This is a genomic window from Bacterioplanoides sp., from assembly GCF_965219715.1.
In the GTDB taxonomy this organism is placed as follows: domain Bacteria; phylum Pseudomonadota; class Gammaproteobacteria; order Pseudomonadales; family Oceanobacteraceae; genus Bacterioplanoides.
In genome coordinates this window covers 3,903,546-3,929,889 of record NZ_OZ244785.1, presented here as the reverse complement: position 1 = coordinate 3,929,889, position 26,344 = coordinate 3,903,546, and the positions used below count along the sequence as shown (strand labels likewise).

At 49.2% G+C, this 26,344-nt stretch carries 23 protein-coding genes and 3 tRNA genes; 8 read left to right on the top strand and 18 right to left on the bottom strand.

The features are described 5' to 3' along the window. Positions 1–153: 153 nt before the first annotated feature. On the top strand, positions 154–1,329 hold the full coding sequence (locus ACOQOZ_RS18305) for a tetratricopeptide repeat protein (RefSeq protein ID WP_420589592.1): 1,176 nt from the start codon (positions 154–156) through the stop codon (positions 1,327–1,329). 82 nt (positions 1,330–1,411) lie between these two features. Here the strand turns inward: ACOQOZ_RS18305 and ACOQOZ_RS18300 are convergent, their stop codons facing one another. From ACOQOZ_RS18300 to alaS, 9 genes are all read right to left on the bottom strand, one after another. Beyond that, a complete protein-coding gene (locus ACOQOZ_RS18300; protein ID WP_420589591.1) occupies positions 1,412–2,470 on the bottom strand; it encodes a type I glyceraldehyde-3-phosphate dehydrogenase in 1,059 nt (352 codons plus the stop codon). Between the two features lie 80 nt (positions 2,471–2,550). Then, positions 2,551–3,444 carry a thioesterase family protein gene (locus ACOQOZ_RS18295; RefSeq protein WP_420589590.1) on the bottom strand — a complete coding sequence of 298 codons (894 nt, stop codon included), beginning with the start codon at positions 3,442–3,444 and terminating at the stop codon, positions 2,551–2,553. A gap of 158 nt (positions 3,445–3,602) precedes the next feature. Further along, positions 3,603–5,531: a methyl-accepting chemotaxis protein gene (locus ACOQOZ_RS18290; RefSeq protein ID WP_420589589.1), complete on the bottom strand. Its 1,929-nt coding sequence runs from the start codon at positions 5,529–5,531 to the stop codon at positions 3,603–3,605. Positions 5,532–5,863: 332 nt separating this feature from the next. Continuing rightward, positions 5,864–5,940, bottom strand: a tRNA-Arg gene (locus ACOQOZ_RS18285). Positions 5,941–5,983: 43 nt separating this feature from the next. Continuing rightward, positions 5,984–6,060 (bottom strand) — tRNA-Arg (locus ACOQOZ_RS18280). Between the two features lie 81 nt (positions 6,061–6,141). Then, positions 6,142–6,231 (bottom strand) — tRNA-Ser (locus ACOQOZ_RS18275). Between the two features lie 98 nt (positions 6,232–6,329). Beyond that, entirely contained in the window at positions 6,330–6,524 is a 195-nt protein-coding gene (gene csrA / locus ACOQOZ_RS18270) for a carbon storage regulator CsrA (protein ID WP_420589588.1), read from the bottom strand. Between the two features lie 193 nt (positions 6,525–6,717). Continuing rightward, positions 6,718–7,950 (bottom strand): aspartate kinase, encoded by a 1,233-nt coding sequence (locus ACOQOZ_RS18265; RefSeq protein WP_420589587.1) that lies wholly within the window; start codon positions 7,948–7,950, stop codon positions 6,718–6,720. Positions 7,951–8,194: 244 nt separating this feature from the next. After that, positions 8,195–10,837 (bottom strand): alanine--tRNA ligase, encoded by a 2,643-nt coding sequence (gene alaS / locus ACOQOZ_RS18260; protein ID WP_420589586.1) that lies wholly within the window; start codon positions 10,835–10,837, stop codon positions 8,195–8,197. 242 nt (positions 10,838–11,079) lie between these two features. Here alaS and ACOQOZ_RS18255 point away from each other — a divergent pair, with 242 nt between their 5' ends. The 5 genes from ACOQOZ_RS18255 to ACOQOZ_RS18235 all read left to right on the top strand — a co-directional run bounded on the left by ACOQOZ_RS18255 (position 11,080) and on the right by ACOQOZ_RS18235 (position 14,990). Next, positions 11,080–11,283, top strand: coding sequence for a YgaP family membrane protein (locus ACOQOZ_RS18255; protein WP_420589585.1), 204 nt, complete (start codon positions 11,080–11,082; stop codon positions 11,281–11,283). 111 nt (positions 11,284–11,394) lie between these two features. Further along, positions 11,395–12,408, top strand: coding sequence for a hypothetical protein (locus ACOQOZ_RS18250; protein ID WP_420589584.1), 1,014 nt, complete (start codon positions 11,395–11,397; stop codon positions 12,406–12,408). A gap of 2 nt (positions 12,409–12,410) precedes the next feature. Next, the gene (locus tag ACOQOZ_RS18245) at positions 12,411–12,653 is read left to right on the top strand and encodes a hypothetical protein (RefSeq protein ID WP_420589583.1); all 243 of its coding nucleotides are present in this window, start codon (positions 12,411–12,413) and stop codon (positions 12,651–12,653) included. Between the two features lie 47 nt (positions 12,654–12,700). Further along, positions 12,701–13,591 carry an alpha/beta fold hydrolase gene (locus ACOQOZ_RS18240; RefSeq protein ID WP_420589582.1) on the top strand — a complete coding sequence of 297 codons (891 nt, stop codon included), beginning with the start codon at positions 12,701–12,703 and terminating at the stop codon, positions 13,589–13,591. Between the two features lie 103 nt (positions 13,592–13,694). Beyond that, positions 13,695–14,990, top strand: a complete 1,296-nt coding sequence (locus ACOQOZ_RS18235; RefSeq protein WP_420589581.1) for an NAD(P)/FAD-dependent oxidoreductase — start codon at positions 13,695–13,697, stop codon at positions 14,988–14,990. Here the strand turns inward: ACOQOZ_RS18235 and ACOQOZ_RS18230 are convergent. From ACOQOZ_RS18230 to ACOQOZ_RS18215, 4 genes are all read right to left on the bottom strand, one after another. Continuing rightward, positions 14,965–16,005: a helix-turn-helix domain-containing protein gene (locus ACOQOZ_RS18230; protein ID WP_420589580.1), complete on the bottom strand. Its 1,041-nt coding sequence runs from the start codon at positions 16,003–16,005 to the stop codon at positions 14,965–14,967. The two genes, ACOQOZ_RS18235 and ACOQOZ_RS18230, sit on opposite strands and share 26 nt — an antisense overlap. Before the next feature lie 240 nt (positions 16,006–16,245). Continuing rightward, positions 16,246–16,710, bottom strand: a complete 465-nt coding sequence (locus tag ACOQOZ_RS18225; RefSeq protein ID WP_420589579.1) for a regulatory protein RecX — start codon at positions 16,708–16,710, stop codon at positions 16,246–16,248. Next, positions 16,691–17,728, bottom strand: a complete 1,038-nt coding sequence (gene recA / locus ACOQOZ_RS18220; protein WP_420589578.1) for a recombinase RecA — start codon at positions 17,726–17,728, stop codon at positions 16,691–16,693. Before recA ends, ACOQOZ_RS18225 begins: the two co-directional genes overlap by 20 nt. Positions 17,729–17,887: 159 nt before the next feature. Then, positions 17,888–18,370, bottom strand: coding sequence for a CinA family protein (locus ACOQOZ_RS18215; protein ID WP_420589577.1), 483 nt, complete (start codon positions 18,368–18,370; stop codon positions 17,888–17,890). A gap of 99 nt (positions 18,371–18,469) precedes the next feature. Between ACOQOZ_RS18215 and mutS the strand changes: the two genes are divergently transcribed. Both mutS and fdxA read left to right on the top strand, forming a co-directional pair. Beyond that, positions 18,470–21,097, top strand: a complete 2,628-nt coding sequence (mutS, locus tag ACOQOZ_RS18210; protein ID WP_420589576.1) for a DNA mismatch repair protein MutS — start codon at positions 18,470–18,472, stop codon at positions 21,095–21,097. 185 nt (positions 21,098–21,282) lie between these two features. Beyond that, the gene (gene fdxA / locus ACOQOZ_RS18205; protein WP_420589575.1) at positions 21,283–21,606 is read left to right on the top strand and encodes a ferredoxin FdxA; all 324 of its coding nucleotides are present in this window, start codon (positions 21,283–21,285) and stop codon (positions 21,604–21,606) included. 239 nt (positions 21,607–21,845) lie between these two features. On the opposite strand, the gene rpoS is transcribed toward fdxA, so the two are convergent. The 5 genes from rpoS to surE form a co-directional block, all read right to left on the bottom strand. After that, positions 21,846–22,817: an RNA polymerase sigma factor RpoS gene (gene rpoS / locus ACOQOZ_RS18200; protein ID WP_420589574.1), complete on the bottom strand. Its 972-nt coding sequence runs from the start codon at positions 22,815–22,817 to the stop codon at positions 21,846–21,848. A gap of 106 nt (positions 22,818–22,923) precedes the next feature. Beyond that, positions 22,924–23,697: a peptidoglycan DD-metalloendopeptidase family protein gene (locus tag ACOQOZ_RS18195; RefSeq protein WP_420589573.1), complete on the bottom strand. Its 774-nt coding sequence runs from the start codon at positions 23,695–23,697 to the stop codon at positions 22,924–22,926. A gap of 260 nt (positions 23,698–23,957) precedes the next feature. Continuing rightward, complete coding sequence (locus tag ACOQOZ_RS18190) at positions 23,958–24,860, bottom strand: DUF368 domain-containing protein (protein ID WP_420589572.1); 903 nt, start codon at positions 24,858–24,860, stop codon at positions 23,958–23,960. 50 nt (positions 24,861–24,910) lie between these two features. Next, entirely contained in the window at positions 24,911–25,543 is a 633-nt protein-coding gene (locus tag ACOQOZ_RS18185) for a protein-L-isoaspartate(D-aspartate) O-methyltransferase (RefSeq protein WP_420589571.1), read from the bottom strand. A gap of 38 nt (positions 25,544–25,581) precedes the next feature. Next, positions 25,582–26,334 (bottom strand): 5'/3'-nucleotidase SurE, encoded by a 753-nt coding sequence (gene surE, locus ACOQOZ_RS18180; protein WP_420589570.1) that lies wholly within the window; start codon positions 26,332–26,334, stop codon positions 25,582–25,584. Positions 26,335–26,344 lie beyond the last annotated feature (10 nt).

Below are 26,344 nucleotides of genomic sequence, written 5' to 3'. Positions count from 1 at the left end.
CTTTGTTGCCAAAGGGCGAATTTGGATGGCGCGCATTATAACAGCTGCGCTGGCGGTATCCATCGCCATAAAAGTGAGATAATTATCACTGACAAAAGCGATTCAAGGTTCTAAACTTAGCTCGTCTATTTGTTATGTATTTCAGGGACTTACATGAAAACATTGATTCAATCTGTGGCGCTGACTGCAGCGGCACTTTCCTTTCAGGCAACGGCCGGCGAAATATCAGTACTGAGCGCTGTGGTCAAAGACCAGACCATCGAAGATGCCAAAGTAACCTGGCAGCGCAATGGCGACAGCTCCAAACGTGCAGTTACCTCATCAGCGGGTAAAGCCAAAGTGCCCGCAGATCTGATTGATGATGCCGAAACCACCATGATCATTAACAAGCCGGGTTATTCCACCCTGGTGGTGAAATGTCCATGTGACGACTTTACCTATGCGTTGTCGCCGGTAATGCAGAACCTGGATGGCTTGCGTGCAGTATTAACCTGGGGAGCAACCCCGCGTGATCTGGATTCTCACCTGAGCTATCCCAACAACCACGTTTATTACGTCGATAAAACCGGCACCAACGCCAACCTGGATGTGGATGACACCGACAGCTTCGGTCCGGAAACCATTACCATTGAACAAAAACACGATGGCGAGCGTTATGTGTATGCCGTACATGACTACACCAACGGCTCACGCAACCGCAAAGATTCCAAAGCCATGGGCTTTAGTAATGCCCGGGTTGAAGTCTATGTTGGCCAGACGCTGATCCGTACCTACCGCGTACAGCCCGATACCACCGCCACCAGCTGGATTGTGTTTGGTATCGACGAAAATGGCGCGTTCCACGATATCAACCAATATCTGAGCCTGAGCCGCTCCGGACTGGCCAGTCATATGGACAGCCTGATTGCTGCCGAATCATTCGAAAGCCATTCGTTAATCACTCCGGCGATTAAGAAAGAAGCGAAACGAATCAACACCCGTGGTGAAGCTCTGTACCAGGAAAAACGCCTGGAAGATGCCATGTACAAGTTTCAGGATGCCATTAACCTTTACCCATCTTATGGTCAGGCTTACAGCAACTTAGGATTAACCTATCAGAAGCTGAACCGCACCGCCGAAGCCTTATGGGCGAATCGTAAGGCCATCGAACTGGCTAGCGGTAAAAGCAAAAACCGGGTTCAGGCCAGCAGCTACTACAACATCGCCCGTATCTACGAAGCCAGCGAGCGTTGGCAGGATGCTTTAGACAACTTTAAGAAAGCGAAATCGCTGCGTCAGCACAGTGCTTACGACAAAGGCATTGCCCGCATGCAGGAAAAGCTGCAGTAATACAGCAAAAAACCCGGTAGCCAGGGGCTACCGGGTTTTAAAAACAGATCAGTTTAATCTGCAAAACGCTGATCCGACTCAGCTAGCGTTGAGCCTGCTGCAGCTGCGACATCAGTCTTGCGGTATCCAGCATACGATTGGCAAAACCCCATTCATTATCAAACCACACCAACAGTTTTAATAACTTGCCACCACTGACCCGCGTCTGAGTAGCGTCTACCACCCCGGATCTCGGATCGTGATTAAAGTCGATCGACGCGTGCGGCTCAGCGCTGATACCAACGATGCCTTTCAGATTGAGATCGGCTGATTTTCCTTCCGCAGCCGACTGCAACAGCTCATTCACCGTCTGCGCTGTGGTGTTCTGTTTAAGCTGAATGCTAAGGTCAAGCGCTGATACATTCGCCGTTGGCACACGCACGTGCAGGCTTTCAATTTTGCCATCAAGATGAGGCATTAACCGGCCAATACCTTTTGATAAACCGGTTTCCACCGGAATAATGCTTTGGCCGGCTGCACGGGTACGGCGCAGGTCAGAATGGTAAGCATCAATCACCGGCTGATCATTCATCGCCGAGTGAATCGTGGTGGTCACTCCGGCTTCCACACCAAAGGCCTGATCCAGCAGAGTTAAAACCGGGATCAGGCAGTTAGTTGAACAGGAACCATTGGAAACAATACTTTGATCGGCCGTCAGCGAATGATGATTCAGACCATAAATAATGGTGTTATCGACTGATGCATCGGCAGGATTGGAAATCAACACGCTGGACGCACCGCGATCCAGATGAAGTTGTGCACCATCGCGACTGGTAATCTGACCGGAACATTCCAGCACCAGATCAATATTCAACTCATCCCAGTTCAGTTCAGCCGGATCTTCGATATGGCGCACACAAATGCGATCACCATTAACCATCAGATGGCGATCGTCAGCAACGCTGACATCTCCCGGAAAGCGACCATGAGTACTGTCGTAGCGCAACATATAACTGAGCGACTCAATATCCGCCAGTTCATTAATCGCAACAACCTGAAGCTGATCGCGATAACCGTTTTCATAAAGAGCGCGCAACACGCAGCGGCCAATACGGCCAAAACCGTTAATTGCAACGCGGGTGATTGATTGAGCAGAGGTCACTACAAATCCGGAATGGCTAAATGAAAGCCGTTATTTTCGCGGATTTAAGCGGTAACGGCAAAACATATTGCGATTACTACCTATTTTCTGCGCCAGTTATCGACTGCCATCACCGCACTCGCCGCACGCATACTGATCTTTTGTGTTTTAGAAACATGACCACGCTTAAACTGCGCTAACTGACGCGAGATGGCCACTAAATGACCTTCTTCATCCCAGATTTCACCATCCTCTTCCACCAAACCATCGGTAATATAGTTAGAGCGGAACACACATTTTAACCAACGACTGGTCGGAATTTTGCGCAGCTGCACCGAAAGCTCGATGGTTGGAACCCAGGCCACCATACCCTGGCTGGCCAACACCGGCGGAGGAAATGCATCGGAGGCAAGAATTAACGACAAAGCATCCCAGGGACGTTCGTCCGCCAAGCGAATCCAGCCTTTATGCTCAGAACGCTCCGAAGGTTCATCTTTCATCCAGCCAAACGAAGACGGCTCCATCAAAGAAATAACATTGCGAAAAATGCTGTAATTAGGGAAAGGCAACATACGCTGGCATTCGTCTCGTGGCAGGACTTCAGGCTCAGATCGTTCATAACGTAATTCACCATCACCGGGAAATTCGTCCATCAGAGTAACAAAAGCACGAATGGCTTCTTTTTCATCGCCATCTTTATTTTTTTGCAGCGCTTTAATTTCCAATCGATCAAACTGACCGGAGCGATTCATTAACTCGTGTTTGAACGCCATCTCACCGGGCACACTGCGACGCAGAAAATTAGCCGTCATACTGACTGGCGCCTGGCGCTCACTGTGACTTAAAGCAGCGTTCGCCATCATGGCCATCAGGTAACCACCATTGGGCACACCGTTTACCAGAAAATTATCAGAAACCTGACCAAAATCGGCCAATTCCTGCTCTGGGCTTTGGCAAACCGTTAACTGAATATCGCGATCAAATAGTGTTGTCATGTTTCACTCTGTGTTGTTCATCGTGCGAATGGATAAGGATTCAACAAAAACAGATGAAAGAAAACCACTCAGGTGACAACGGGAACTGTTTTTTCGGCAAAAATAGCTGGCAAAAGAAAGCCCGGTATTAACCGGGCTTTCTGATCTGAATTCGTTAATTAATAACGGAAGTTAGAAACAATGTCTTTTAAATCAGCGGAAGCGGCTTCCAGCTGCTGCTCCGATACAACCGCCGTCTCTGCAGAAGCTCCCAGAGTTTGCTCTGCCAGATCATTGATATGGGTGATGTGTTTTTCCAGATCGGCTACAACAGTCGATTGCTCTACCGTTGCCGTCGCAACCTGAGTAGCCATATCCGTCATCTCATTAATCGAAAGCAACACGGTATCCAGTGCCGCCAGCGCTTTCGACGACTCAGACACAACATTATTACAACGCTCTCCGCCTTTACGCATTGCTGCTACCGCAAGACCAGAAGCACTTTGAAGATTTTCCAGCATGCTGTTTATTTCTTCCGTTGCCTGCTGAGATTTACTGGCCAGATTTCTCACCTCATCGGCCACTACCGCAAATCCTCTGCCTTGCTCACCAGCCCGGGCAGCTTCAATCGCAGCATTTAACGCCAGCAAGTTGGTTTGCTCAGAAATGCCGGAAATGACATTTAATACTGAGCCAATTTGTTCGACCCCGGTTGCCAGGTTTTCTACCGCATCCGACGCACCAACTAATTCATGATTCAGATTACCCATTTCAACCGAGGTGTGATTCATCACTTCCTGGCCGGAGTTTGCTTGTTCAACCGCAGCACGACTGGAGGATGCGGTTTTTTCAGCATTAGCAGCAATTTCTTTCACCGTGGCACCCATTTCTGTAATCGCGGTTGCCACCAGAACAATACTTTCAACCTGATCCTCAGAATTCTGCTGCGAAGATTTTGCCGATTGCTGTACCTGTGCCGACACATCCCTTACCTGATCCGATGTATCCGCCAACTGAGCAATCAGGGTTCTCATATTTTCACTGAAACGATTAAATGCACCGGATAAAACGCCAACTTCATCATGACTGGTCACTTCGAGCCGCTGAGTTAAATCCGCTTCGCCATCGGAAATCGCCTGCAACATCGATGACGCTTTGGTAATTGGTCGGGTAATTAATGCAGCCTGCCACACGGCAATCAGCATAAACACTCCCACTAACGCCAAGTTCAGTAAAACCGCCAGTAACGTCATATCATTTAATGGAGCAAATAACTCGGCAGTTGGCAGCTCAGCAATCACATACCAATCCAGTGACTCAATATATTGGGCTGCAATCAGACGTGGAGTTGGTTCAGAAATTGAGAACACCTGAGTGCCGGATTTATTCAGGAGTTTGGGAATCAGGTTGGCTAATTCTGCTCGTTCATTCAGATGAGCCGCATTGGATTTCTGTTTATCCGGGTGAATTTTGACCGCGCCGGATGAGTCAACCAGATAAACCAGCCCTTCATCGCCCAACTGGTATTCACCAATAAAATCCGACAAACGACTTATCTCAAGACCCAAACCAGTAATAACTGGCATGCCCGGAATTCGGTGATTAATAAACAGGGTTGGTACCTGAGTTGTATTAGCGATACCAACTTCCAGCCTGAGAGTCTCGCCACTACCAATCAAATCAAAGAACCAGGCGTCCCGTTCGTTATTTTTATCCAGCTGCAACGCCACGCCTTCATGAGTGTAATAATTGCCAGAAATTCCCGACACTAAATACGTTGTAATAGCAGACTCTTGCTGCTTAACCTGCTGTAAGTAATCCAACACATCGTCTTTTAACGAAGCATTTTCTCCGGAAGCAAGCCATTGGTTAACCGGCGTATTAGCAACCATCGTTTTTGCAACGGCTAAGCGGGTTTCAATCTCCAGCGCAACCTGCGCCGATACCGCAGCCAGAGTCGTTGGAATTTCACTTTCCGATATTCGCTCGACCGTATTTTCACGCACTAAAAAAGCAGTCAGCAGCGTAGACAGGGTAATTGAAATTAGCAGGGCGCCCGAAATGGCGAATATTAACTTTCGCTTCAGGGGAATATGAGACCAACGCATATACATCTCCAAACATGAGTTTTGAGACTAGCAGATGGCACACAACACGCCGTTACGAATTGTTGGTTAATCGTTATAAAACAATAAGTTGGCTCAATGCAGCACACGAACTGGACAATTCAGTGAAAACGACAACAAGGTTGTTACATTCGTCGCGGATGCGAAGAAATTCAGATAGCCAGGATAAATAGGAATATTTGATTTTTCAGGAAGGGTGCTCAAACGGCGCGCTCAGTACGAACCAGAAGGTTCTCACCTTCGTCGCTGATGCGAAGAAATTTAAAATAGCCAGAATAAATGGGAATATTTTATTTCTTGTAAGAATGCTTAAATGGCGCGCTCGGAAGGATTCGAACCTTCGACCGCCTGGTTCGTAGCCAGGTACTCTATCCAGCTGAGCTACGAGCGCGTCTCTTAAGGCAATTCACGATTGGAGGCATTCTAAAAAAGAATGGCGCGCTCGGAAGGATTCGAACCTTCGACCGCCTGGTTCGTAGCCAGGTACTCTATCCAGCTGAGCTACGAGCGCGCATCGTGGGGCGCGTATTATAGGTAGTTAGCATTAGTTGTCAACTATCTTTATACGCTTCTGCATGAAGCAGAAAGAACGTGGCGGAGAGAGAGGGATTCGAACCCTCGATAGGGGTAAACCTATACACCCTTAGCAGGGGTGCGCCTTCAGCCACTCGGCCATCTCTCCATGTCACGGCGCGCATAATACCACGTTCTTCAGAAATTCAAAGAAAAATTTCAAAGAAATTAAGGCTTTAGGAATTTCTTTTAACTGATTGATGAAAATCAGTAGTTGCCGTTAGCCTCACCACCGTCTTTTTCACGTTGGATTCGCTGATAAATTTCTTCACGGTGCACAGCCACTTCTTTTGGTGCATTCACACCAATTCGTACCTGATTTCCTTTAACACCAAGGACAGTAACAGTTACATCGTCACCAACCATCAGTGTTTCGCCTACACGACGGGTTAAAATAAGCATAGGGTTCTCCTAACATTCCTGTTCGATTTTAGGGTGCTGTTGGCAAAAGCCGGTTTCTCATCCCTTTGCTTCCAGTATTGACCAGTATGACCAGATTGAAAGCGGCTTAAGTGGGATATTGAGAATTTTTAGTTATTAGAGAGAGATCAATCATTGAGCTCTCTCTAACACTAACTTTGGAAAGGAGCGGAGGTTATTCGTTGCCTGCTTCAGCATCTAAGCCGAAAGCAGTATGGAGTGCTCGCACTGCCAATTCCAAATACTTTTCTTCGATCACAACAGAGATTTTAATCTCAGAAGTGGTGATCGCCAGAATATTAATATTTTCATCCGCCAGAACTTTAAACATCTTGCTGGCCACGCCTGCGTGGGAACGCATGCCCACACCAACCATAGACACCTTACAGATATCATCAGTTCCGGTAACTTCACGAGCTTTTAATTCTTCAGCCGTTGTGCGCAGAATCGTTAAAGCTTTCTGATAGTCGTTGCGGTGAACGGTAAAGGTAAAGTCCGTAGTACCGTCGGCAGATACGTTCTGGATAATCATATCCACTTCAACATTCTGATCACTTACCGGAACCAGAATTTTCGAGGCAACACCTGGGATGTCAGGTACACCTTTAACGGTAACTTTGGCTTCATCGCGGTTAAAAGCAATACCGGAAATAACTGGATTTTCCACGGAGCTGTTCTCCTCCATTGTGATCAGGGTGCCGTCTCCTTCCTCAAAGCTGGAAAGAACACGGAGCGGAACTTTGTATTTACCTGCAAATTCAACCGAACGAATCTGCAGAATTTTCGAACCTAAGCTGGCCATTTCCAGCATTTCTTCGAAGGTCACTTTTTCCATACGTTGCGCCGACGGCACAACACGTGGATCAGTGGTATAAACACCATCAACATCGGTATAAATCTGACACTCGTCGGCTTTTAACGCTGCAGCCAGTGCAACACCGGTTGTGTCAGAACCACCACGACCCAGCGTAGTAATGTTGTTGTCTTCGTCGATACCCTGGAAACCAGCAACAACACAAACACCACCAGCGTCTAACTGCTGACGCATGGCATTGGTATCAATGTCTTCAATACGGGCTTTCATATAGGCGTTGTCAGTTTTCATACCCGCCTGCCAGCCGGTGAAAGAACGGGCATTAATGCCACGCTTCTGCAAAGCCATAGATAACAGAGCAATGGTGACCTGCTCACCGGTAGAGACCAACACATCCATTTCACGTGGAGTCGGGTTGTCGGAGATATCATTTGCCAGGCCAATTAAGCGGTTGGTTTCACCACTCATTGCCGATACTGCAACCACGATCTGATGGCCAGCATCATGGAAAGATTTCACTTTATCCGCGACGTGTTCGATGCGTTCGATGGAACCAACGGAAGTACCGCCGTATTTCTGTACGTATAACGCCATGATAATTCACTGGGTCGACTGATTTTAAAGGGCGCTAATTAAACACTAAATGCCCCATTCAGAAAAGATTTGGCTGGAATTTAAGCAGTGTTCAGGCGAATTTCAGTCAGGAAAACTGAGTTGCAGCAAAAAACCGGGTTGCAGACCGGTTTACAAACAGATGCCAGACAAACAAAAGCCGCGTTATTCACGGGGAATAACGTGGCTTTTTATCAGCTTAAGAGCTTGGGCTAACCGGGTGGAATTAACCCAGTTGCTCCGCGGCCCAGCTTTCAAAGGCTTCAAGCGCCTGGTCGATACCTTCCGGCTTCTGACCACCCGCCTGAGCCATTTCCGGCTTACCACCGCCACGACCATCAACGTATTCGGCTACGGCTTTTACCGCATCACCAGCTTTGGCTTTACCAATCACATCTTTGGTCGCACCCGCCAGCAGAGTTACTTTGCCGTCATTATCGGCAGCCAGCATAATCAGTGCAGAACCTAGCTTGTCCTTCAGACCGTCCATAGTGGTTTTCATGGTTGGAACATCGGTGCCATCGATACGGGCTGTCAGCACTTTTACACCAGCGATGTCTTTTGCCTGGGATGCCAGATCGGAACCCGCAGAGCTGGCCAATTTGGCTTTCAGCGCTTCGATTTCTTTTTCCAGCTGACGGCTGCGCGCCACCAGTTGTTCAACTTTGTCACCAACGTTGTCAGTGCTGCCTTTAACCAGACGAGCGATACCACTCAACGCCGCTTCTTGTTCAGCAACAAAATCCAGTGCCGCCTGACCAGCAACCGCTTCAATACGACGAACACCCGCTGCTGCAGACGCTTCGGTCGTAATCTTCAGCAGACCCAAGTCACCAGTACGCTTGGCGTGAGTACCACCACATAATTCAATCGAGAATTGCTCAGCACCCTCACCGGTACCCATCGACAGCACGCGAACTTCGTCGTCGTATTTCTCGCCGAACAGCGCCATTGCGCCGCTGTTTTTCGCGTCGTCGATATTCATCAGCTTGGTAACCACTTCGCTGTTATCGCGAATCTGGTCGTTCACCATGGTTTCAACCGCTGCGATTTCTTCTGCCGTCATGGCTTCCAGGTTGGAAAAGTCAAAACGCAGTTTGTCGTAGGTTACCAGCGAGCCTTTCTGAGCAACGTGTTCACCCAGAACCTTGCGCAGTGCTGCATGTAATAAGTGAGTTGCAGTATGGTGCAAGGTGGTTGCTGCACGTTTTTCTGCGTCCACTTCGGCGGTCAGCTGATCGCCAACTTTTACGCTGCCTTCAACCAACACACCGTGGTGTACGTGGTTGCCGTCTTCTTTGGTGGTGTTTTTAACCTGGAAAACCACACCGTCGGTTTTCAGGAAACCGCTATCACCGGCCTGACCACCACTTTCACCGTAGAACGCCGTAGCATCAAGCACCAGCAACGCTTCGTCGCCAGCATTCAGTGCATCCACTTTTTCGCCGTCTTTAATCAGCGCCTGAACAGAACCTGTGTTGCTCAGCTGGTCGTAACCACAGAATTCAGTTTCACCATCCAGACCTAAGCCACCCGCCGCTTTGGCTGAGAAGTTACCGGCTGCACGGGCGGTTTCACGCTGATGAGCCATGGCTTTATCAAAGCCTTCTTCATCAACTTTCAGATCTTTTTCACGAGCGACGTCAGCGGTTAAATCCACCGGGAAGCCATAGGTGTCGTACAGCTTAAATACGGTTTCGCCAGGAATGGTGTCGCCTTCCAGCTTGGCAATGGCATCGTTAAGAATGCCCATGCCTTTATCCAGCGTCTTAGCGAACTGCTCTTCTTCCAGTCGTAATACTTTGGATACCTGATCCTGCAGCTTCACCAGCTCAGGATAAGCTTCACCCATCTGCTCGGCTAATGCCGGAACCAGTTTATGGAAGAAACCCGCCGGTGTACCCAGCATATGACCATGACGTACCGCACGACGGATAATACGGCGTAATACATAACCGCGACCTTCGTTCGATGGGTAAACACCATCAACCACCAGGAATGCAGTTGAACGAATATGGTCGGCAATTACACGCAGGGATTTGTTTTCAGGATCGGTACAACCGGTAACGTCACCCGCCGCTTTTAACAGCGCCTGGAACAGATCGATTTCGTAGTTGGAGTGAACGCCCTGCATAATCGCCGAGATACGCTCCAGACCCATACCGGTATCCACCGATGGCTTCGGCAGCGGCTGCATTTCACCGTCTTCGGTACGGTTGAACTGCATAAATACGTTATTCCAGATCTCGATAAAGCGGTCGCCGTCTTCTTCCGGCGTACCTGGCTTACCGCCCCAGATATGTTCACCGTGATCGTAGAAAATTTCGGTACACGGACCACAAGGGCCAGTATCACCCATTTGCCAGAAGTTATCGGAGGCGTATTTTGCACCTTTGTTATCACCGATACGGATAATGCTGTCCGCCGGGATACCGACTTCTTTGTTCCAGATGTCGAAGGCTTCGTCATCTTCAGCATAAACCGTTACCAACAGCTTTTCGGTTGGCAGATTCAGCCACTGGTCCGACGTCAGGAATTCCCAGGCGTACTTGATAGCATCGTGCTTGAAGTAGTCGCCAAAGCTGAAATTACCCAGCATTTCAAAGAAGGTGTGATGACGCGCGGTGTAACCCACGTTTTCCAGGTCGTTGTGCTTACCACCAGCACGCACACAACGCTGTGATGATGTGGCACGAGTGTAGCTGCGCTTATCCTGACCCAGAAAACAATCTTTAAACTGCACCATACCGGCGTTGGTGAACAGCAGCGTTGGGTCATTAGCCGGAACTAATGGGCTTGAAGCCACCACTTCGTGGCCTTTGGAAGCAAAGAAGTCTAGGAACTTCTGACGAATCTCTGAGCTTTTCATACGGTGCTTAAATCCGAACGGACAAAATAAAAGCGGGAGTATAGCGGTTAGCCCCGGTGTATCGCCAGCCAAGCCGTAAGGGGAACGCCAATTTGCCGGATAAAACTCCGGTTATTTAACCGACTGTTGCTTCAGAACAGGACTTATCTCCAACACAGACAAGCGATACATTAAAAATCATTGACATAACTAAATAAGAATACTCTAATTTTAGAATTATCTAATTCAACTGGAGTAACACAATGAATGTTGATCGCTTAATCTTTGCCATTGCTGGTATATTCATTCTGCTGAGCATCACCCTTTCGCAATTTCACAGCATCTACTGGTTGGGATTTACCGCATTTGTCGGAGCCAATATGTTCCAGGCAGCGTTTACCGGCTTTTGTCCACTGGCGATGATTCTCAAGAAGCTGGGGGTTGAGCCTGGCAATGCATTTAACTGAATTACGCAGCCATGACCGATCAGGCTATTAACAAATTACTTGGCCTGATCACACCTACTCAGCTTGCGGTGGCTCTCTATAATCGCGGCCTTCACCATGAAGGTTGTGTTTATGCTTCGTAAGCTTTTTTCGTTATCTGGCGCCATTGTTCTTTCTTTAATACTGCTCTGCAACAGTGCTTTCGCCAGCTCAGATGCTGCTCTTCAAGCGGCTTCCTGGACACCTTACCCGGAAACCCTGAGCCAGTTCGATTACAGCGGAGACAAGCTTAAACAGCATTGGCCAGAGCTGACCAAAGCAACCTTCATCGATTATCCCAGTGCAGACAACCTGAAAAAAGAAGCACTGCAATATCCAAAGCTGATGGAATATGCTCAGCAACAGGCACAGCGCAGTGATGCCCACCCCGCTTTAAAAGCGGCAGCAGCCGATAATTTTGAGCCTCTGGCAAGCGAAGTTCAGAATATCTGGCGTCTGCATTTTCAGGGCGATTTTGAGCAAGCTTACAAACTCGGTCAGAAACTCGGTCCGGCGGGCCTGATTCCGGCGCTCTATTCCCGTCTGATGCACACCGCGCTGATTGAAAGCGATGAAGCCAAACGCCTGGCGGCTTACCGCGAAATTTCAGTGCTATCAGAAGAACTCTTGCCACTGGCACCCGACCATACCTTTTCCCTGTTTGGCCTGGCCTACGCCCACGCCAGGGAACTGGAGTTACTGAGCACATCTGCCGCCGCTTCAACCGATTACCTGAGTAAAACCCGGGATATGCTTGAGCAACTGCAACAGCGTTATCCTGAACGCGCCCTTTATCCGGCCATGTTAGGTGGTTTACACGCTGGGGTTGTCGAACGTGTCGGTTCCTTTATTGGCAATATGACCTACGGTTCGAGCGAGTCTGGTGCGCTGGAAGAGTTCAGTCGCGCATTAGAACTGGAAAGTGCAGTGCCGGTTATTCTTAACGAATATGCTACGGCACTTGCACGGATTGATGCCGACGACTTCGCCAAAGAAATCACCCAGGCATTAACTCTGTGTAGCCAGTTACCGGTTTACAGCGCAGAAGAAGCATTAAACCGGCAGGCATGTCAGAATAAGCTTTCTCTGCTGTTAGCCTCGGATTAATAATGACTTTGCCTTTTGCCGCTGAAATAGCCACACCATTACTGTTAATTGCACTGGTCGTAGCCGCAACCCTGCTGATGCTGCAGCTGGCAGTTGGTCCGTTTGGCCATATGAAGTTTCTTCACCTCCATCAGGCCTATATCAAACAACCCAAAGCTCTGCGCTACCCGATTACTACGATGGCAGTGATTGTTATCGTGCTGGCAGTTTCCCATCTGCTGGGCATCTGGGGCTTTCAACGCTGACCTTGCTGACTATTAACGGTTCGCAAACCAATATAAAAGAGGAAAGGATGTCCAGTTATCTCGATCCGTTATCCAGCACCGCTGTGCTGGTCGATAACGCAGGTATTAATCTCGAAGTTCATGATTTCGGCCCTAAATCCGGCGAGCTGGTGATTTTATTACATGGTTTTCCAGAGTGCTGGGCGGCCTGGCGTCACCAGATCACACCGCTGGCGACCGCGGGCTACCGTGTACTGGTGCCAAACCTGCGTGGTTACGGCAAAGGGGATAAACCTGCAAAGCTGATCGACTATCGCATCGATCAGCTGGCAACCGATATTGATGCACTGCTGGCGTTTGCAGGACAGCAGAAATGCCATTTAGTTGGCCACGACTGGGGCGGTGGTATCGCCTGGTGGTATGGTATTCATTCCTCAGACAAGCTGCACAGCCTGAGTATTCTTAACGCTCCGCACCCTCTGGCCTTTCTTGAGGTGCTTAAAAAGAACCCGCTTCAATGGCTGAAAAGCTGGTATATCTTTTTCTTCCAGCTGCCCTGGTTGCCGGAAAAATTAATCTCACTGTTTAATTTTAAACGCCTGCGCGACACCTTAACCAAAACCTCAAATGAAGGCTCTTACGATCAGCGCGATATCGACATGCTGACACACACCTGGAGTCAACCCGGCTGCACCAAAGCCATGCTGAATTATTACCGTTGTATGTTACGGGATATCCAGCAGCCCCAGGCTCCGGCCATGGTTAGCGCACCGAGCCAATTATTATGGGGCGAGCAGGATCTGGCTTTGAGCCTGCCGATGGCAGAATTGAGCGTGAATTATTTAGCCAATGGAAAGCTGGAGCGTTTTCCTGATGCCAGCCACTGGCTGAATCATGACAAGCCGGAAGCCATTACCGCAAAATTGTTACGCTTTTTTGACCAGCACTCATCCAGCTAAAGGAGCATTGTATTAAATTCTGAAAAGTGGCCACAAATGACCAGTTTGTCCGTATAATGCGTGCAGTTTTTTCACTTTTTCATTCACTTTTCGGAGTTCGCTTATGCAACGTATCGTCATTGTTGGCGGTGGCGCAGGCGGATTGGAACTGGCAACCCAGCTCGGACGCTCATTGGGGCGTAAGGGCAAAGCTCAGGTTGAGCTGATTGATGCCAATCCAACCCATCTGTGGAAACCACTGCTGCACGAAGTCGCCACCGGCGCTTTGGATTCAGGAATCGACGAACTGAACTATCGCGCCCATGGCAAAAAGCATGGCTTTAACTTTCAACTCGGCCGTATGTCTGGCCTGAACCGGGAAACCAAACAGATCATTCTGTCGCCGATGTTAGACGACCAGGGCGAAGAGGTTCTGGCTGAACGCAAGGTCAGTTACGACACTCTGGTACTCGCCATTGGCAGTGTGACAAACGACTTCGGTACAGAAGGCGCCAAAGAGCACTGCATCTTTCTCGATAGCCGCAAACAGGCGGACAAATTCCACCAGACCCTGCTCAATGAGTTCCTACGTGCCAACGCAAAAGTGGGCGACGATGAGCAATTACGCGATCTGGAAATTGCCATTGTTGGCGCCGGTGCAACCGGTGTTGAGCTGTCAGCTGAACTGTATAACACCGCTGAAGAGCTGGTGAGTTACGGCATGAAGAACCTCAAAACCGAGAATCTGAAGGTCACTCTGATTGAAGCCGGAGATCGCATTCTTCCGGCGTTGCCAGAGCGTATTTCTGCGGCAGCAACCAAGGAATTGGAAAACCTTGGCGTAACCGTTCGCACCAATACCCTGATTACCGCAGCAACCGCAGAAGGGTTTGAAACCAAAGACCAGGGGCCCATTAAAGCCCGGTTAAAAGTCTGGGCGGCTGGCGTTAAAGCGCCCGAGTTTATGAAAACTCTGGGGCTGGAAACCAACCGAGCGAACCAGATTATGGTTAACCGTCATCTGCAGACCGAAGACGATGCCATTTTTGCCCTCGGTGACTGTGCCTGCATGCTGCAGGACGATGGTAAACCGGTACCACCCCGCGCTCAGGCAGCACACCAGCAAGCCAGCCACTTATTTAAGGCATTAAAAGCGCGCCATAAAAATAAACCCATGCCGGAGTTTATTTATAAAGACAAAGGGTCGCTGGTATCACTCAGCCGCTACAGTACTGTCGGGAGCTTAATGGGGAACTTAACCAAAGGGTCAATGATGATTGAAGGTCGTCTGGCGCGTCTGGTTTATGTATCACTGTACCGCCTGCATCAGATTGCACTGCACGGCTACTGGCATACGCTGCTGCTGACGCTGGTTGGCCATATCAACAAGGTCATCAGACCTCGTCTAAAACTGCATTGAGGTCTGACTTTTCAGCCTCGGGCGCTAACGTCAGGCGATATTCGCCTGGCGTTTTACCGGTCCAGCGCTTAAACGCTTTGTAGAAGGCGCTGGGCTCGGTATAACCCACCATAAATGAAATCTCATACAGCGGTGTTGCTTCATCTCGGATCAGCTTCATGGTTAATGCCTGACGTGCTTCATCAAGCAGATTCTGGTAGGACGTACCCAATGCTTTTAAACGTCTTTGCAGGTTACGCACACTGATATCCATGCGTGCAGCGACAACTTCCTGACTGACGTTACGTTCCAGCAAACACTGCTCCAGTGTCTCTTTCAATTCGTCATAAATCGCCAGATATTCACGGAACTTCTGATCGTCCTTTTCCACTTCACGTAAGGTATGACGAAAAACGGTGGCGTTATGCGCCGGGTTTTGTCGCTGCCAGGCCGGTAACTTGATCTCCAGCGCAAAGCCTTCATCTGCAACAACCGGCACCAGCAGCAGCTCTTCCATTTTGCTGTGATCCGCAATATGCCAGGGAAGATGAAGTGATAATTCGCCCGCTTTCAGCGTTCCGGCGAGAACACCGGCAATCGCACGTGACAAACAAGCCAGCGCCATCAGCAGCTGACAATTACAGTCAGAACTTTCGGCAGGTACGATTCGGACAACCTGAAATTCATCACGTGGCTCCAGTTCGAACTGCACATTGCCAACGGTCAGGTGCGTGAAGCGAATACACTGGGGCAGGCTTTTTTCCAGCGTTTCACCACACGCCAATAATCGGGTAAGCGGCAGGTTCTGTTGCGCCAGGTATTGCCCGGCCTGAACCACCAAAGCTTCACCAAAGCCTTGTTCAATCAGGTATTCATGAACGCCAGACAGGCGTTCGGCTGCTACCCAGCGCGGTAATGGCTGAGTGGCATCAATATCAAGTACCTTCCAGATCGGGTTAATATCGATATTGCGGCTATCCCAAAAATTCAGCAAATGCTGAAGTACCACGACATCAACCTGTACAGTCGGGCTCATATCCCTCCTCGACACGGAGCTATGTTTATTGTTTTAAGACTTCCGATGAGTGCAAACACCGCACTAAGCCCACTTACCGGGCGAGTTTGTTAACCGGTGCGTTTTATGTCAATAGACTGAGGCGACAGTGAAACAAATGTAAGGTAAAAAGATCACCCGAAGTTACAAAGAATGGATTATTGCGACAACAATTTCTGTGGGAATTATGCATTGCACCAGCCTGGTGCAAATATACAAATTTTACATTTCGTCCATGGCGTAAGCGATCTGATCACTGTTAAAACCACGATAAGCCAGAAAACGAAATAATTTTTGTTTTTTATTAGGATCAGATTCTTTCAACGAATTCGCTTTTTTTTGTGCAACGTCGAAAGCCAGTTGATACCAATCAACTTCTAAACTTTCCAGAGCCAGCAGAATAACATCATTGGCCAGACCTTTATCACGCATTTCCTGCTTTAAACGCATGGGCCCAAGACCACGCTGATAACGGCTATTCAGAAATGATTCGGCAAAACGCTGATCGGATTGCCAGTTACGCTGCTGAAAATCATCGAGTATTTGCTCTAATAATTCTGCATCGTCGCAACGTTTTTTTAATTTACGAAATAATTCAAGGCGGGAATAATCGCGACGGGACAATAAATCAATTATTGTCCGCCGCAATTCTTTTTCATCGAGAAACTCAGGCTTCTTCGGTTGCATCTGCACCTTCAGAATCAGTAGTTTCCGCAGGCAGGTTTAATAATTGAGCACGGATTTCGTTTTCAATTTCTTCTGCAATTTCCGGGTGCTCCTCCAGATACTTAGACGCATTGGCTTTACCCTGGCCAATTTTATCGCCCTGATAGCTGTACCAGGCACCGGATTTTTCAACCAGACCACACTTAACACCCAGGTCAATAACTTCACCCATGTGGTAAATACCCTGGCCGTACATAATCTGGAATTCAGCTTGTTTAAACGGTGGAGAAACTTTGTTTTTAACAACCTTAACGCGGGTTTCGTTACCAATAATTTCATCGCCCTGCTTCACCGAACCTGTACGACGAATATCCAGGCGAACAGAAGAGTAAAACTTCAGTGCATTACCACCGGTTGTTGTTTCCGGGCTACCGAACATCACACCAATTTTCATACGAATCTGGTTAATAAAGATCACCAGACAATTGGCATTTTTTACGTTACCCGTAATTTTACGTAGTGCTTGTGACATTAAGCGAGCCTGCAGACCAACATGAGAATCACCCATGTCGCCTTCGATCTCAGCTTTTGGTGTTAATGCAGCAACGGAGTCAACCACAATCACGTCAACGGCATTTGAACGCACCAGGCTGTCACAGATTTCCAGTGCTTGTTCACCGGTGTCTGGCTGAGATACCAGCAGACTGTCTAAATCGATACCCAGCTTTTCAGCGTATAACGGATCCAGTGCGTGCTCAGCATCGATGATAGCAACGGTTTTGCCTGCCTTTTGCGCCTGCGCCATAGCGGACAAACACATGGTGGTTTTACCAGAACTTTCAGGACCGTAGATCTCAACGATACGTCCCATTGGCAAGCCGCCTATGCCCAGAGCAATATCCAGACCCAGAGAACCGGTTGATACTGCTGGAATGGCTTCACGTGGCTGCTCACCCATCTTCATGATGGCGCCTTTACCGAACTGGCGTTCAATCTGGCCTAAGGCGGCATCAAGAGCTTTTTGCTTGTTAGCGTCCATAACAATTCCTTTAACTTTGTAGCTTTAAGACCAGCGGGTAAAACCCCGGTTCAGATCACTGTAAATTTAACCAGTATTTAACCATAGCTTTTTTTAAGCGCCAACCCCAAAACAGAAAAAATACTGGAAAGATATACAGGACTATTTATCAGTAGCCTCTTATGACGACAACCAGCGACACAAGCCTTGCACTCCGGCAACAATTGCCTGCTGCCTGACTTCACTGCGATCGCCGGCAAAACAAAAACAGCGGCTAACCTGATGACTTGCGTCTCCCCAGGCAAACCAAACGGTACCAACGGGTTTTTCATCACTGCCGCCGCCCGGGCCAGCAATGCCGCTGACCGCCACTGCCACATCACCAAGACTATTGTTTACTGCACCAGCAACCATCGCCCGCACGGTTTCTTCGCTGACAGCGCCATGACTTTCGATGATGGCAGGGGCAACATCCAGATAACGTACTTTGGCTTCATTTGAGTAAGTCACAAAGCCACACTCAAACCAGTTTGAGCTACCTGCCACATCAGTCAGCGCCGTTGCAATTCCGCCACCGGTACAGGATTCCGCCGTCACCAGTCGCATATCCCGGCTTTGCAGCATTTCTGCCAGAGAGTTTATCGAATCAATCAGTTGTGGCATGTATTTCTCCTTGAGAACAAAAGCTAATCACTTACAATTCTGTCCCTTTCGATTTGCGCTAAGCATCGTTTCAGCTATCAGCGATTAAGGACACCAGTCATGGCAGCTCAGCAGCCCACAAAATCCGCCCCGAAACACACACCTATGATGCAGCAGTACCTGCGTATCAAGGCCGATTTTCCTGACACTATTCTGTTCTATCGCATGGGCGATTTCTACGAATTGTTTTATGACGATGCCAAGAAAGCGGCTCAGCTACTGGACATCACCCTGACTGCACGTGGCAAGAGTGGCGACGGTCAACCGATTCCCATGGCAGGTGTACCGTTTCATGCAGCTGAGAACTACGTTGCCAAGCTGGTAAAACAAGGCGTTTCGGTGGCCATTGCTGAGCAGATCGGTGATCCGGCTACGGCAAAAGGCCCGGTAGAACGTAAAGTCGTGAGGGTTCTGACCCCGGGTACTCTGACCGATGAAGCGTTATTGGATGAACGCAGCGATAACCTGTTGGTATCCCTGTGCAGTGATCAGCAACGCCATGGTCTCGCCGTTCTGGAAATCAGCTCCGGACGTTTTTCAGTGATGGAAGTGGACGGACAGGAAGCATTGGACGCCGAGGTCGAGCGCTTACGCCCGGCGGAACTGTTATTTAACGAAGAAAGTCCTTACCCGGAACAAATCAGCGAGCGTGCTGGTGCAAAACGCATGGCCCCCTGGCATTTTGAATCCGACACCGCGCTGCGCTTATTGACCCAGCAGCTGAAAACCAAAGACTTACGTGGCTTTGGCTGTGAAGGAATGAACGTCGCTATCTGCGCTGCGGGTGCATTGCTGCATTACGCTCAGGAAACCCAGCGCAACGAACTGCCCCACATTCGTTCGTTGATGGTTGAACAACCGGATGACGCCATTGTGATTGATCCGGCCTCCCGCCGTAATCTGGAAATTGACATCAACCAGAAAGGCGACGATCAGCACACCCTGGCCTGGATTCTGGATAAAACCGCAACCGCCATGGGCAGCCGTTTATTAAAGCGCTGGCTGAACCGTCCGATTCGCGACAAACAACAGCTACAACAACGTCAGTCTTTTATTGGCCAGCTGCTGTCGAGCTACGCCTGGGAAGACATCAATCGGGCGCTGAAGCAGGTCGGTGACATTGAGCGTATTTTGTCACGAGTGGCGTTAGGTTCTGCCCGTCCAAGAGACCTGGCACGCCTGCGCGACGCTTATTCAGTACTCCCGGATATTCGCCAGCAACTGACTCAACTGGATACACCGCTGGCATGTAATCTGCACGAACGGGTACAGGAATTTCCGCAGTGGGTTGAACGTTTAACCAAGGCGATTATTGATAACCCTCCGGTTGTTATTCGTGACGGCGGTGTAATTGCCGAAGGTTATGATGCCGAGCTGGACGAGCTTCGAGGCCTGAGCGAAAACGCCGGAGACTTCCTGGTAAAACTGGAAGAAACGGAAAAAGAACGCACCGGACTCAACACCTTAAAAGTGGGCTACAACCGGGTTCACGGCTATTACATCGAAATCAGCAAATCTCAGTCAGACCAGGCGCCGACCGAGTACATCCGCCGCCAGACTCTGAAAAACGCGGAACGTTTTATCACCCCGGAGCTGAAAGAGTTTGAAGACAAGGCCCTGAGCGCCAAAAGCCGTGCTCTGAGCCGTGAAAAAATGCTGTACGAAACACTGGTACGCGATCTGGGCGAAGACCTGATTGCCCTCCAGGTAAGTGCTGCGGCATTGTCTGAGCTGGATGTGTTAACCAACCTCGCAGAACGTGCAGAAACCCTGCGCTTTGTACAGCCGGAGCTGGTTGATGAATCGGTTATGAACATTCAGCAAGGTCGTCATCCAGTGGTTGAGAACCTGATTACCGACCCGTTTGTCGCCAATAATACAGTCCTGGATCAACAACAGCGGATGCAGATTATTACCGGCCCGAACATGGGTGGTAAATCGACGTATATGCGTCAGGTGGCAGTGATCACGTTGCTGGCTTATATCGGCAGCTATGTTCCGGCCGACAGCGCCACACTTGGGCCAATTGATCGGATTTTCACCCGTATGGGCAGTGCCGATGATGTTGCCGGCGGCCGCTCCACCTTTATGGTTGAGATGACCGAAACCGCGAATATTCTGCACAACGCCAGTGAAAACAGCCTGGTGCTGATGGACGAAGTGGGTCGTGGTACCAGCACCTTCGACGGTTTATCACTAGCCTGGGCCAGCGCTGCTCATCTGGCAGATTCCATCAACGCTTTTACCCTGTTCGCGACTCATTACTTCGAAATGACGGGCCTGCCGGAACAGCACAGCAACGTTCGTAATGTTCACCTCAAAGCCACCGAACATGACGATAAGATTATTTTTCTGCACTCGGTGGAAAATGGCCCGGCAAGTCAGAGTTATGGCCTGCAGGTCGCACAATTGGCTGGTGTTCCGGGCAATGTGATCGACCAGGCCAAGGCCCAGCTGCTGCAGCTGGAACAGCAGTCTCCGACTGAAGTGAGCGTGACTGCGGTATCCAGTCCGATGGAAACGACAGTGCAGCCAGCAGCCTCTGCTGATACCGAGTTTCCAATGCAGGGTGATATGTTTTCCGCAATGCCGTCTGCGGTAGAAGAAAAGCTGGGCGAGTTAAATCCTGACGATTTAACGCCACGCCAGGCACTTGAAATCCTGTATAAATTGAAAGAATTATTATAAAAACCATTTATATACAGCGGTCTTTTTAGAACCAGACGAAAGGAACGTATAACCCTTTCGTCTGGTCGAACGCTTGCGACTCGGGCAACGCCTACCTAGAATTGCCGATTATTACTAAAAAAATCTCTGTGGAGCCCGTTGTTTTGGCGCACAGAATAAGCGACTGATGATTAGGAGAATGCCGCATGACATTTGTGGTAACTGATAACTGCGTTAAGTGTAAATATACCGACTGTGTGGAAGTCTGCCCGGTCGATTGTTTTTATGAAGGTCCGAACTTCCTGGTGATTCACCCGGATGAATGTATTGACTGCGCTTTGTGTGAGCCAGAATGCCCGGCTGAAGCCATTTTCTCGGAAGATGAAGTACCAGCGGGTCAGGAGAAATACATTGAATTAAATGCCGAACTGGCAGAAGAGTGGCCAAACATTACCGAGCAGAAAGATCCACTGCCGGATGCTGAAGAATGGGATGGCGTGCCCGATAAGCTTGAGCACCTGGAACGATAACTACCCTGTCGTTTTTGCTGATCAGCAGCCAATAAAAAAGCAGAACCATCCCGGTTCTGCTTTTTTTAGGTCATTCGAAAATCGTCTGACCCAACACCCTAAGTCCTTTTTACAACCTTCCTGGTCTTTACGCCTCCTGGCTCCTGACTCCTGTCAGGTAATACGGAGAGGAGTGTGCGGGCTCTGCTCCTGATTCGGTTTCGCCCGGCCTGTCGTCAGGCCTGGTAAACTGGTGTCGCTCAGGCTTCACCGAACAGAGTCATGGCATTCAGACCCTGCTTTTCCATAATTTCACGCAGACGCTTCAGAGCTTCTACCTGGATCTGACGAACACGCTCACGAGTCAGGCCAATCTCACGACCCACATCTTCCAGTGTGCTGGTTTCGTATCCGCGCAGACCAAAACGGCGTGACAGAACTTCGCGCTGCTTCTCAGGCAGCTCTTCAATCCACTGATCCAGATTGGAGTGAATATCCTGGTTTTGTAATTCTTCGCTTGGGTCAGAAACACGATCATCAGCGATGGTGTCGAGAATCGACTTGTCGGAACTTGGACCTAATGGTGTATCAACTGACGTTACACGCTCATTCAGCTTCAGCATGCGCTTAACGTCTGCTACCGGCTTTTCAAGCAGTTCTGCAATCTCTTCTGCAGTTGGCTCGTGATCAAGCTTCTGAGTCAGCTCACGAGCAGCTCGCAGGTATACGTTTAATTCTTTAACAACATGAATCGGCAAACGGATGGTACGGGTCTGATTCATGATCGCGCGCTCGATGGTCTGACGAATCCACCAAGTCGCGTAGGTAGAGAAACGGAAGCCACGTTCCGGATCAAATTTTTCTACCGCACGGATCAGACCCAGGTTGCCCTCTTCAATCAGATCCAGCAGTGATAAACCGCGATTAACATAGCGACGGGAAATCTTAACCACCAGTCGCAAGTTACTTTCAATCATGCGGCGGCGACCCATTTCGTCGCCTTTACGGGCCAGACGTGCGTAGTGCACTTCTTCTTCTGCTGACAGCAATGGCGAGAAACCAATCTCGTTCAAATACAGCTGTGTTGCGTCCAGCGCTTTATAGGATGTGTCCGCCGCAAATCGCTCATCGGATTTGTCGTTGGAGTCTTCTGAGTTTGCTTCTACCAGCGCCAGAGCGTCTACATCTTCGAAAACGTCTTGTTCACGCAATTCACGTTGTTGTACTGCCATGTCATTACCCGCCTTTTTGGTTATCGTCCTGAACCTGAACCGAAACAGGTTTCATACCAGAACGATTGATTATTTTTTATCCGCTCTGGTCCGGTTATCGGACGTATTACCCAGGGTGTTTGGGTAAGTGGTTGAGCGGATCAACCGGCTTGCCATTTTTCCGGATCTCAAAGTGAAGTTTCACTTTGTCGGTACCAGTAGATCCTATTTCGGCAATCTTCTGGCCAGCTTTAACAACGTCTTGTTCACTGACCACAATGCGACTGGTGTGGGCGTAAGCGCTCAGGTAAGTATCGTTATGTTTGACGATGACTAAGTTCCCGTAACCGCGTAAGCCCCGACCCGCGTAAACCACGGTGCCAGCCGCTGCTGCCAAAACAGATTCTCCCAAAGACCCGGCGATATCAATCCCCTTGTTGACCGGCTTTTTGGTCGAAAAACGACCTATTAAACGACCGTTCAGAGGCCATTTCCAGTCAGCAGAGGTCGCACGGACTGTCTTCATTGGCGGCTTATGACTGTTTTTAGGTTTTACCTTAGGACGAACTTTGTTTGTAACGGGTTGTTTTGACGTTTTTTCGACAGTCGGCCTTTTGGCTAGGGCAACCGGCTTAGGCTCAAAATCGATGTCAATTTTCTGACCTGGATAGATAGTATAAGGCTTAGAAATCGAGTTAGCGTTTGCTAACTGCCGGACATCTAGTCCATAGCGCCAGGCAATGGAAAACAAAGTTTCACCTTTGCTAACGCGATGGAAACCTGACGGCATTTGTTCTTTACTGAACTTTCTTTCAACTGACACAAAATCGCGGCTGGAGATACACCCTGTTACGAGTGTAACTAACATGACTAATATGACAGGGGCCGTTATCTTCATCATTGCCTACAGATGGTTGTTTTTTGACACTCAAAAATGACAGCTTTTTGAGTAGCTAAGTTTTAACGCTTCTTTTTAACTTTTTGAATCTAAAACGGATTTATATATTCCAAAGTTATCTAAAAAAAACAGTTTTTTTTACGCTGTTATCGCTTGAACACGCTATCAATACGCTCAGATACAAAAAAGCGGCAATTGTCACTTGCCGCTTTCAATATTTACTGAACACTCGTTTGTATATTTAACCAACAGGTGCTACCCGATTATTCACCGCGACTGGCCACTTTTTCCATGATCAAGACCATAGCCGCCCCGGCAATCATCAATAAAACAGCGGCAATAAGCATGTCAGATTGCTGCCCCAGCGGCAAAATATTGTCCTGAATAAAGGGCACTTCCTGTCCTTTTGAGTTCAACCGGGTGCTGATGGTCTCTTTCCAGGGCCAGACTTTGACCAGCGATCCCAGCATAAAGCCGGTTAAAAGTGCAAACATCAGGTCTTTATAATGATGCAAACACCAGCTCAGAAGGCGCGAGAACACCAGTAATCCAACTCCTGCACCTGCAGCAAATACCGCCATAATGCCAAGATCCAATGCTTTAACCGCCCCCAATACCGGTTCGTACAGGCCCATCAGCAACAAAATAAAGCTACCTGAGATCCCTGGCAGAATCATGGCACAGATAGCAATGCTGCCAGCACCAAAGATAATCAGCGTTGTTGGCGTAACGGACGAAGGCGATGCCAGGCTAATACCGGCCGCAATGACGATTCCCAATACCAGAGTCGCAACCTTGCTCAGATTCCAGCCCTGTATCTCTTTACCGATATGCCAGCTGGAGGCGACGATCAGACCGAAGAAGAACGACCACAGCAGCTCAGGCTGGGTCAGTAATAAATGGTGTAAGACTTTGGCCAGAGACAACAGAGCTAACAAAATACCGCTGCCCAGTACCAGTAAAAAGGTGCCGTTGATTGACTGCCAGGCGGCCTTTGGGCCTTCCTTAAACAGCGTACGAAGCGCATCCAGATTGATACTCTTGATTGAATCCAGCAGTTCGGTATAGATGCCGGTGATAAATGCGATGGTTCCACCAGACACACCTGGAACAACATCCGCTGCCCCCATGGCAATGCCCTTCAGAAACAACCAAAGGTGTTTCATAGCGTTTCCTTTATATAGAAGTAAGAAATTATTGGTTTGGCTGGTGCGGATTAACGCTGTACGCCGGATAAAAACGGAACAAAGCGCGCAGGTTCAAGAACCTTACGGGCAAAATGATCTCCACGGCGGGTAATCAGCACCAGTTTTTGTTCCTCAGTACCGACCGGCAGTACCATACGTCCACCATCCGCCAACTGATCCAGCAATGATTGCGGCACTTCTTCCGGCGCCGCCGCTGCCAAAATCGCGTCATAAGGGCCATGTTCCGGCCAGCCCCAGGTACCATCCGATAATGCCAGCGTGACATTACTCATTTGTAACGCTTCGATGCGCAGGCAAGCTTTGTTGTGTAGAGCTTCGATACGTTCAACACTGTAAAGGCGCTCAACCAGCGGGCTCAGCACCGCCGTCTGATAGCCTGAACCGGTACCAATCTCCAGTACTTTGCCCAATGGCCCGGCCGCCAGCAGAACTTCGGTCATGCGGGCAACGGTGTAAGGCTGGGAGATGGTCTGGCCATTACCAATCGGCAAAGCCGTATCTTCATAAGCGCGATGCGCCAGCGCTTCGTCCACAAAGAAGTGTCGTGGCGTGCGGGCAATTACATCTAATACGTTGTCATTTTTAATCCCAGACTCACGCAAGCGCTCAACCAGGCGGTTACGGGTTCGTTGAGATGTCATGCCAATACCGGCGAAATATTGCTCGTTCACTGCCTATCTCACTCGCGGATCAGATCCTGAAAATGTTGTTCAACGTCAGACTGAGCACCATGCAGTGTCATGTCCATATGAATGATGCTGATCGATACTTTACCCTGTTCAATCGCATGAAAATCAGTTCCCTCACCGGCATCGGCTACGTCACCAGCTGCTGAAATCCAATAACATTCTTTGCCACGTGGGTTAGTAGTCAGCACCGGGTTATCTGAACGCTGACGATGACCCAAGCGAGTAATGGCATAGCCATTCAACTGCTCAAACGGACAGTCAGGCACATTGATATTAATGACCGAGTTCGCCGGCAGACTCAGCTGTTCAAAACGGGGGAGTAGTTCGATAACAACCTGTGCGGCGGTGACAAAGTGCTGCTTACCTACCAACGAGACGGCAATGGGAGTTTTATCGAGAAAGCGACCTTCCATCGCAGCAGCCACGGTACCAGAGTACAGCACGTCATCGCCCAAGTTGGCGCCGGCATTAATTCCGGAGATAACACGCTCACATTCACCATCAAAAAACGCATTCACACCCAGATGCACACAATCTGTTGGCGTGCCGTTCACACTGATAAAGCCATTATCCAGATGAATCGGATGCAACGGACGATCCAGTGTTAATGAATTGCTGGCACCACTACGATCACGATCCGGTGCAACCACATGAATCTGATGACCCTGTTGTTCCAATGTCTGGGCCAGGGTTTGCAACCCCGGAGCGTGTACACCATCGTCATTGGAAAGCATCAGTTTCATGGTTAATTCC

Bases quoted from the DNA above. Each gene is read 5' to 3' on its own strand.
- ACOQOZ_RS18305 (WP_420589592.1), top strand. From the start codon at position 154: ATGAAAACATTGATTCAATCTGTGGCGCTGACTGCAGCGGCACTTTCC.
- ACOQOZ_RS18295 (WP_420589590.1), bottom strand. From the start codon at position 3,444: ATGACAACACTATTTGATCGCGATATTCAGTTAACGGTTTGCCAAAGC.
- ACOQOZ_RS18290 (WP_420589589.1), bottom strand. From the start codon at position 5,531: ATGCGTTGGTCTCATATTCCCCTGAAGCGAAAGTTAATATTCGCCATT.
- csrA (WP_420589588.1), bottom strand. From the start codon at position 6,524: ATGCTTATTTTAACCCGTCGTGTAGGCGAAACACTGATGGTTGGTGAC.
- ACOQOZ_RS18265 (WP_420589587.1), bottom strand. From the start codon at position 7,950: ATGGCGTTATACGTACAGAAATACGGCGGTACTTCCGTTGGTTCCATC.
- alaS (WP_420589586.1), bottom strand. From the start codon at position 10,837: ATGAAAAGCTCAGAGATTCGTCAGAAGTTCCTAGACTTCTTTGCTTCC.
- ACOQOZ_RS18255 (WP_420589585.1), top strand. From the start codon at position 11,080: ATGAATGTTGATCGCTTAATCTTTGCCATTGCTGGTATATTCATTCTG.
- ACOQOZ_RS18250 (WP_420589584.1), top strand. From the start codon at position 11,395: ATGCTTCGTAAGCTTTTTTCGTTATCTGGCGCCATTGTTCTTTCTTTA.
- ACOQOZ_RS18245 (WP_420589583.1), top strand. From the start codon at position 12,411: ATGACTTTGCCTTTTGCCGCTGAAATAGCCACACCATTACTGTTAATT.
- ACOQOZ_RS18240 (WP_420589582.1), top strand. From the start codon at position 12,701: ATGTCCAGTTATCTCGATCCGTTATCCAGCACCGCTGTGCTGGTCGAT.
- ACOQOZ_RS18235 (WP_420589581.1), top strand. From the start codon at position 13,695: ATGCAACGTATCGTCATTGTTGGCGGTGGCGCAGGCGGATTGGAACTG.
- ACOQOZ_RS18230 (WP_420589580.1), bottom strand. From the start codon at position 16,005: ATGAGCCCGACTGTACAGGTTGATGTCGTGGTACTTCAGCATTTGCTG.
- ACOQOZ_RS18225 (WP_420589579.1), bottom strand. From the start codon at position 16,710: ATGCAACCGAAGAAGCCTGAGTTTCTCGATGAAAAAGAATTGCGGCGG.
- recA (WP_420589578.1), bottom strand. From the start codon at position 17,728: ATGGACGCTAACAAGCAAAAAGCTCTTGATGCCGCCTTAGGCCAGATT.
- ACOQOZ_RS18215 (WP_420589577.1), bottom strand. From the start codon at position 18,370: ATGCCACAACTGATTGATTCGATAAACTCTCTGGCAGAAATGCTGCAA.
- mutS (WP_420589576.1), top strand. From the start codon at position 18,470: ATGGCAGCTCAGCAGCCCACAAAATCCGCCCCGAAACACACACCTATG.
- fdxA (WP_420589575.1), top strand. From the start codon at position 21,283: ATGACATTTGTGGTAACTGATAACTGCGTTAAGTGTAAATATACCGAC.
- rpoS (WP_420589574.1), bottom strand. From the start codon at position 22,817: ATGGCAGTACAACAACGTGAATTGCGTGAACAAGACGTTTTCGAAGAT.
- ACOQOZ_RS18195 (WP_420589573.1), bottom strand. From the start codon at position 23,697: ATGATGAAGATAACGGCCCCTGTCATATTAGTCATGTTAGTTACACTC.
- ACOQOZ_RS18190 (WP_420589572.1), bottom strand. From the start codon at position 24,860: ATGAAACACCTTTGGTTGTTTCTGAAGGGCATTGCCATGGGGGCAGCG.
- ACOQOZ_RS18185 (WP_420589571.1), bottom strand. From the start codon at position 25,543: ATGACATCTCAACGAACCCGTAACCGCCTGGTTGAGCGCTTGCGTGAG.
- surE (WP_420589570.1), bottom strand. From the start codon at position 26,334: ATGAAACTGATGCTTTCCAATGACGATGGTGTACACGCTCCGGGGTTG.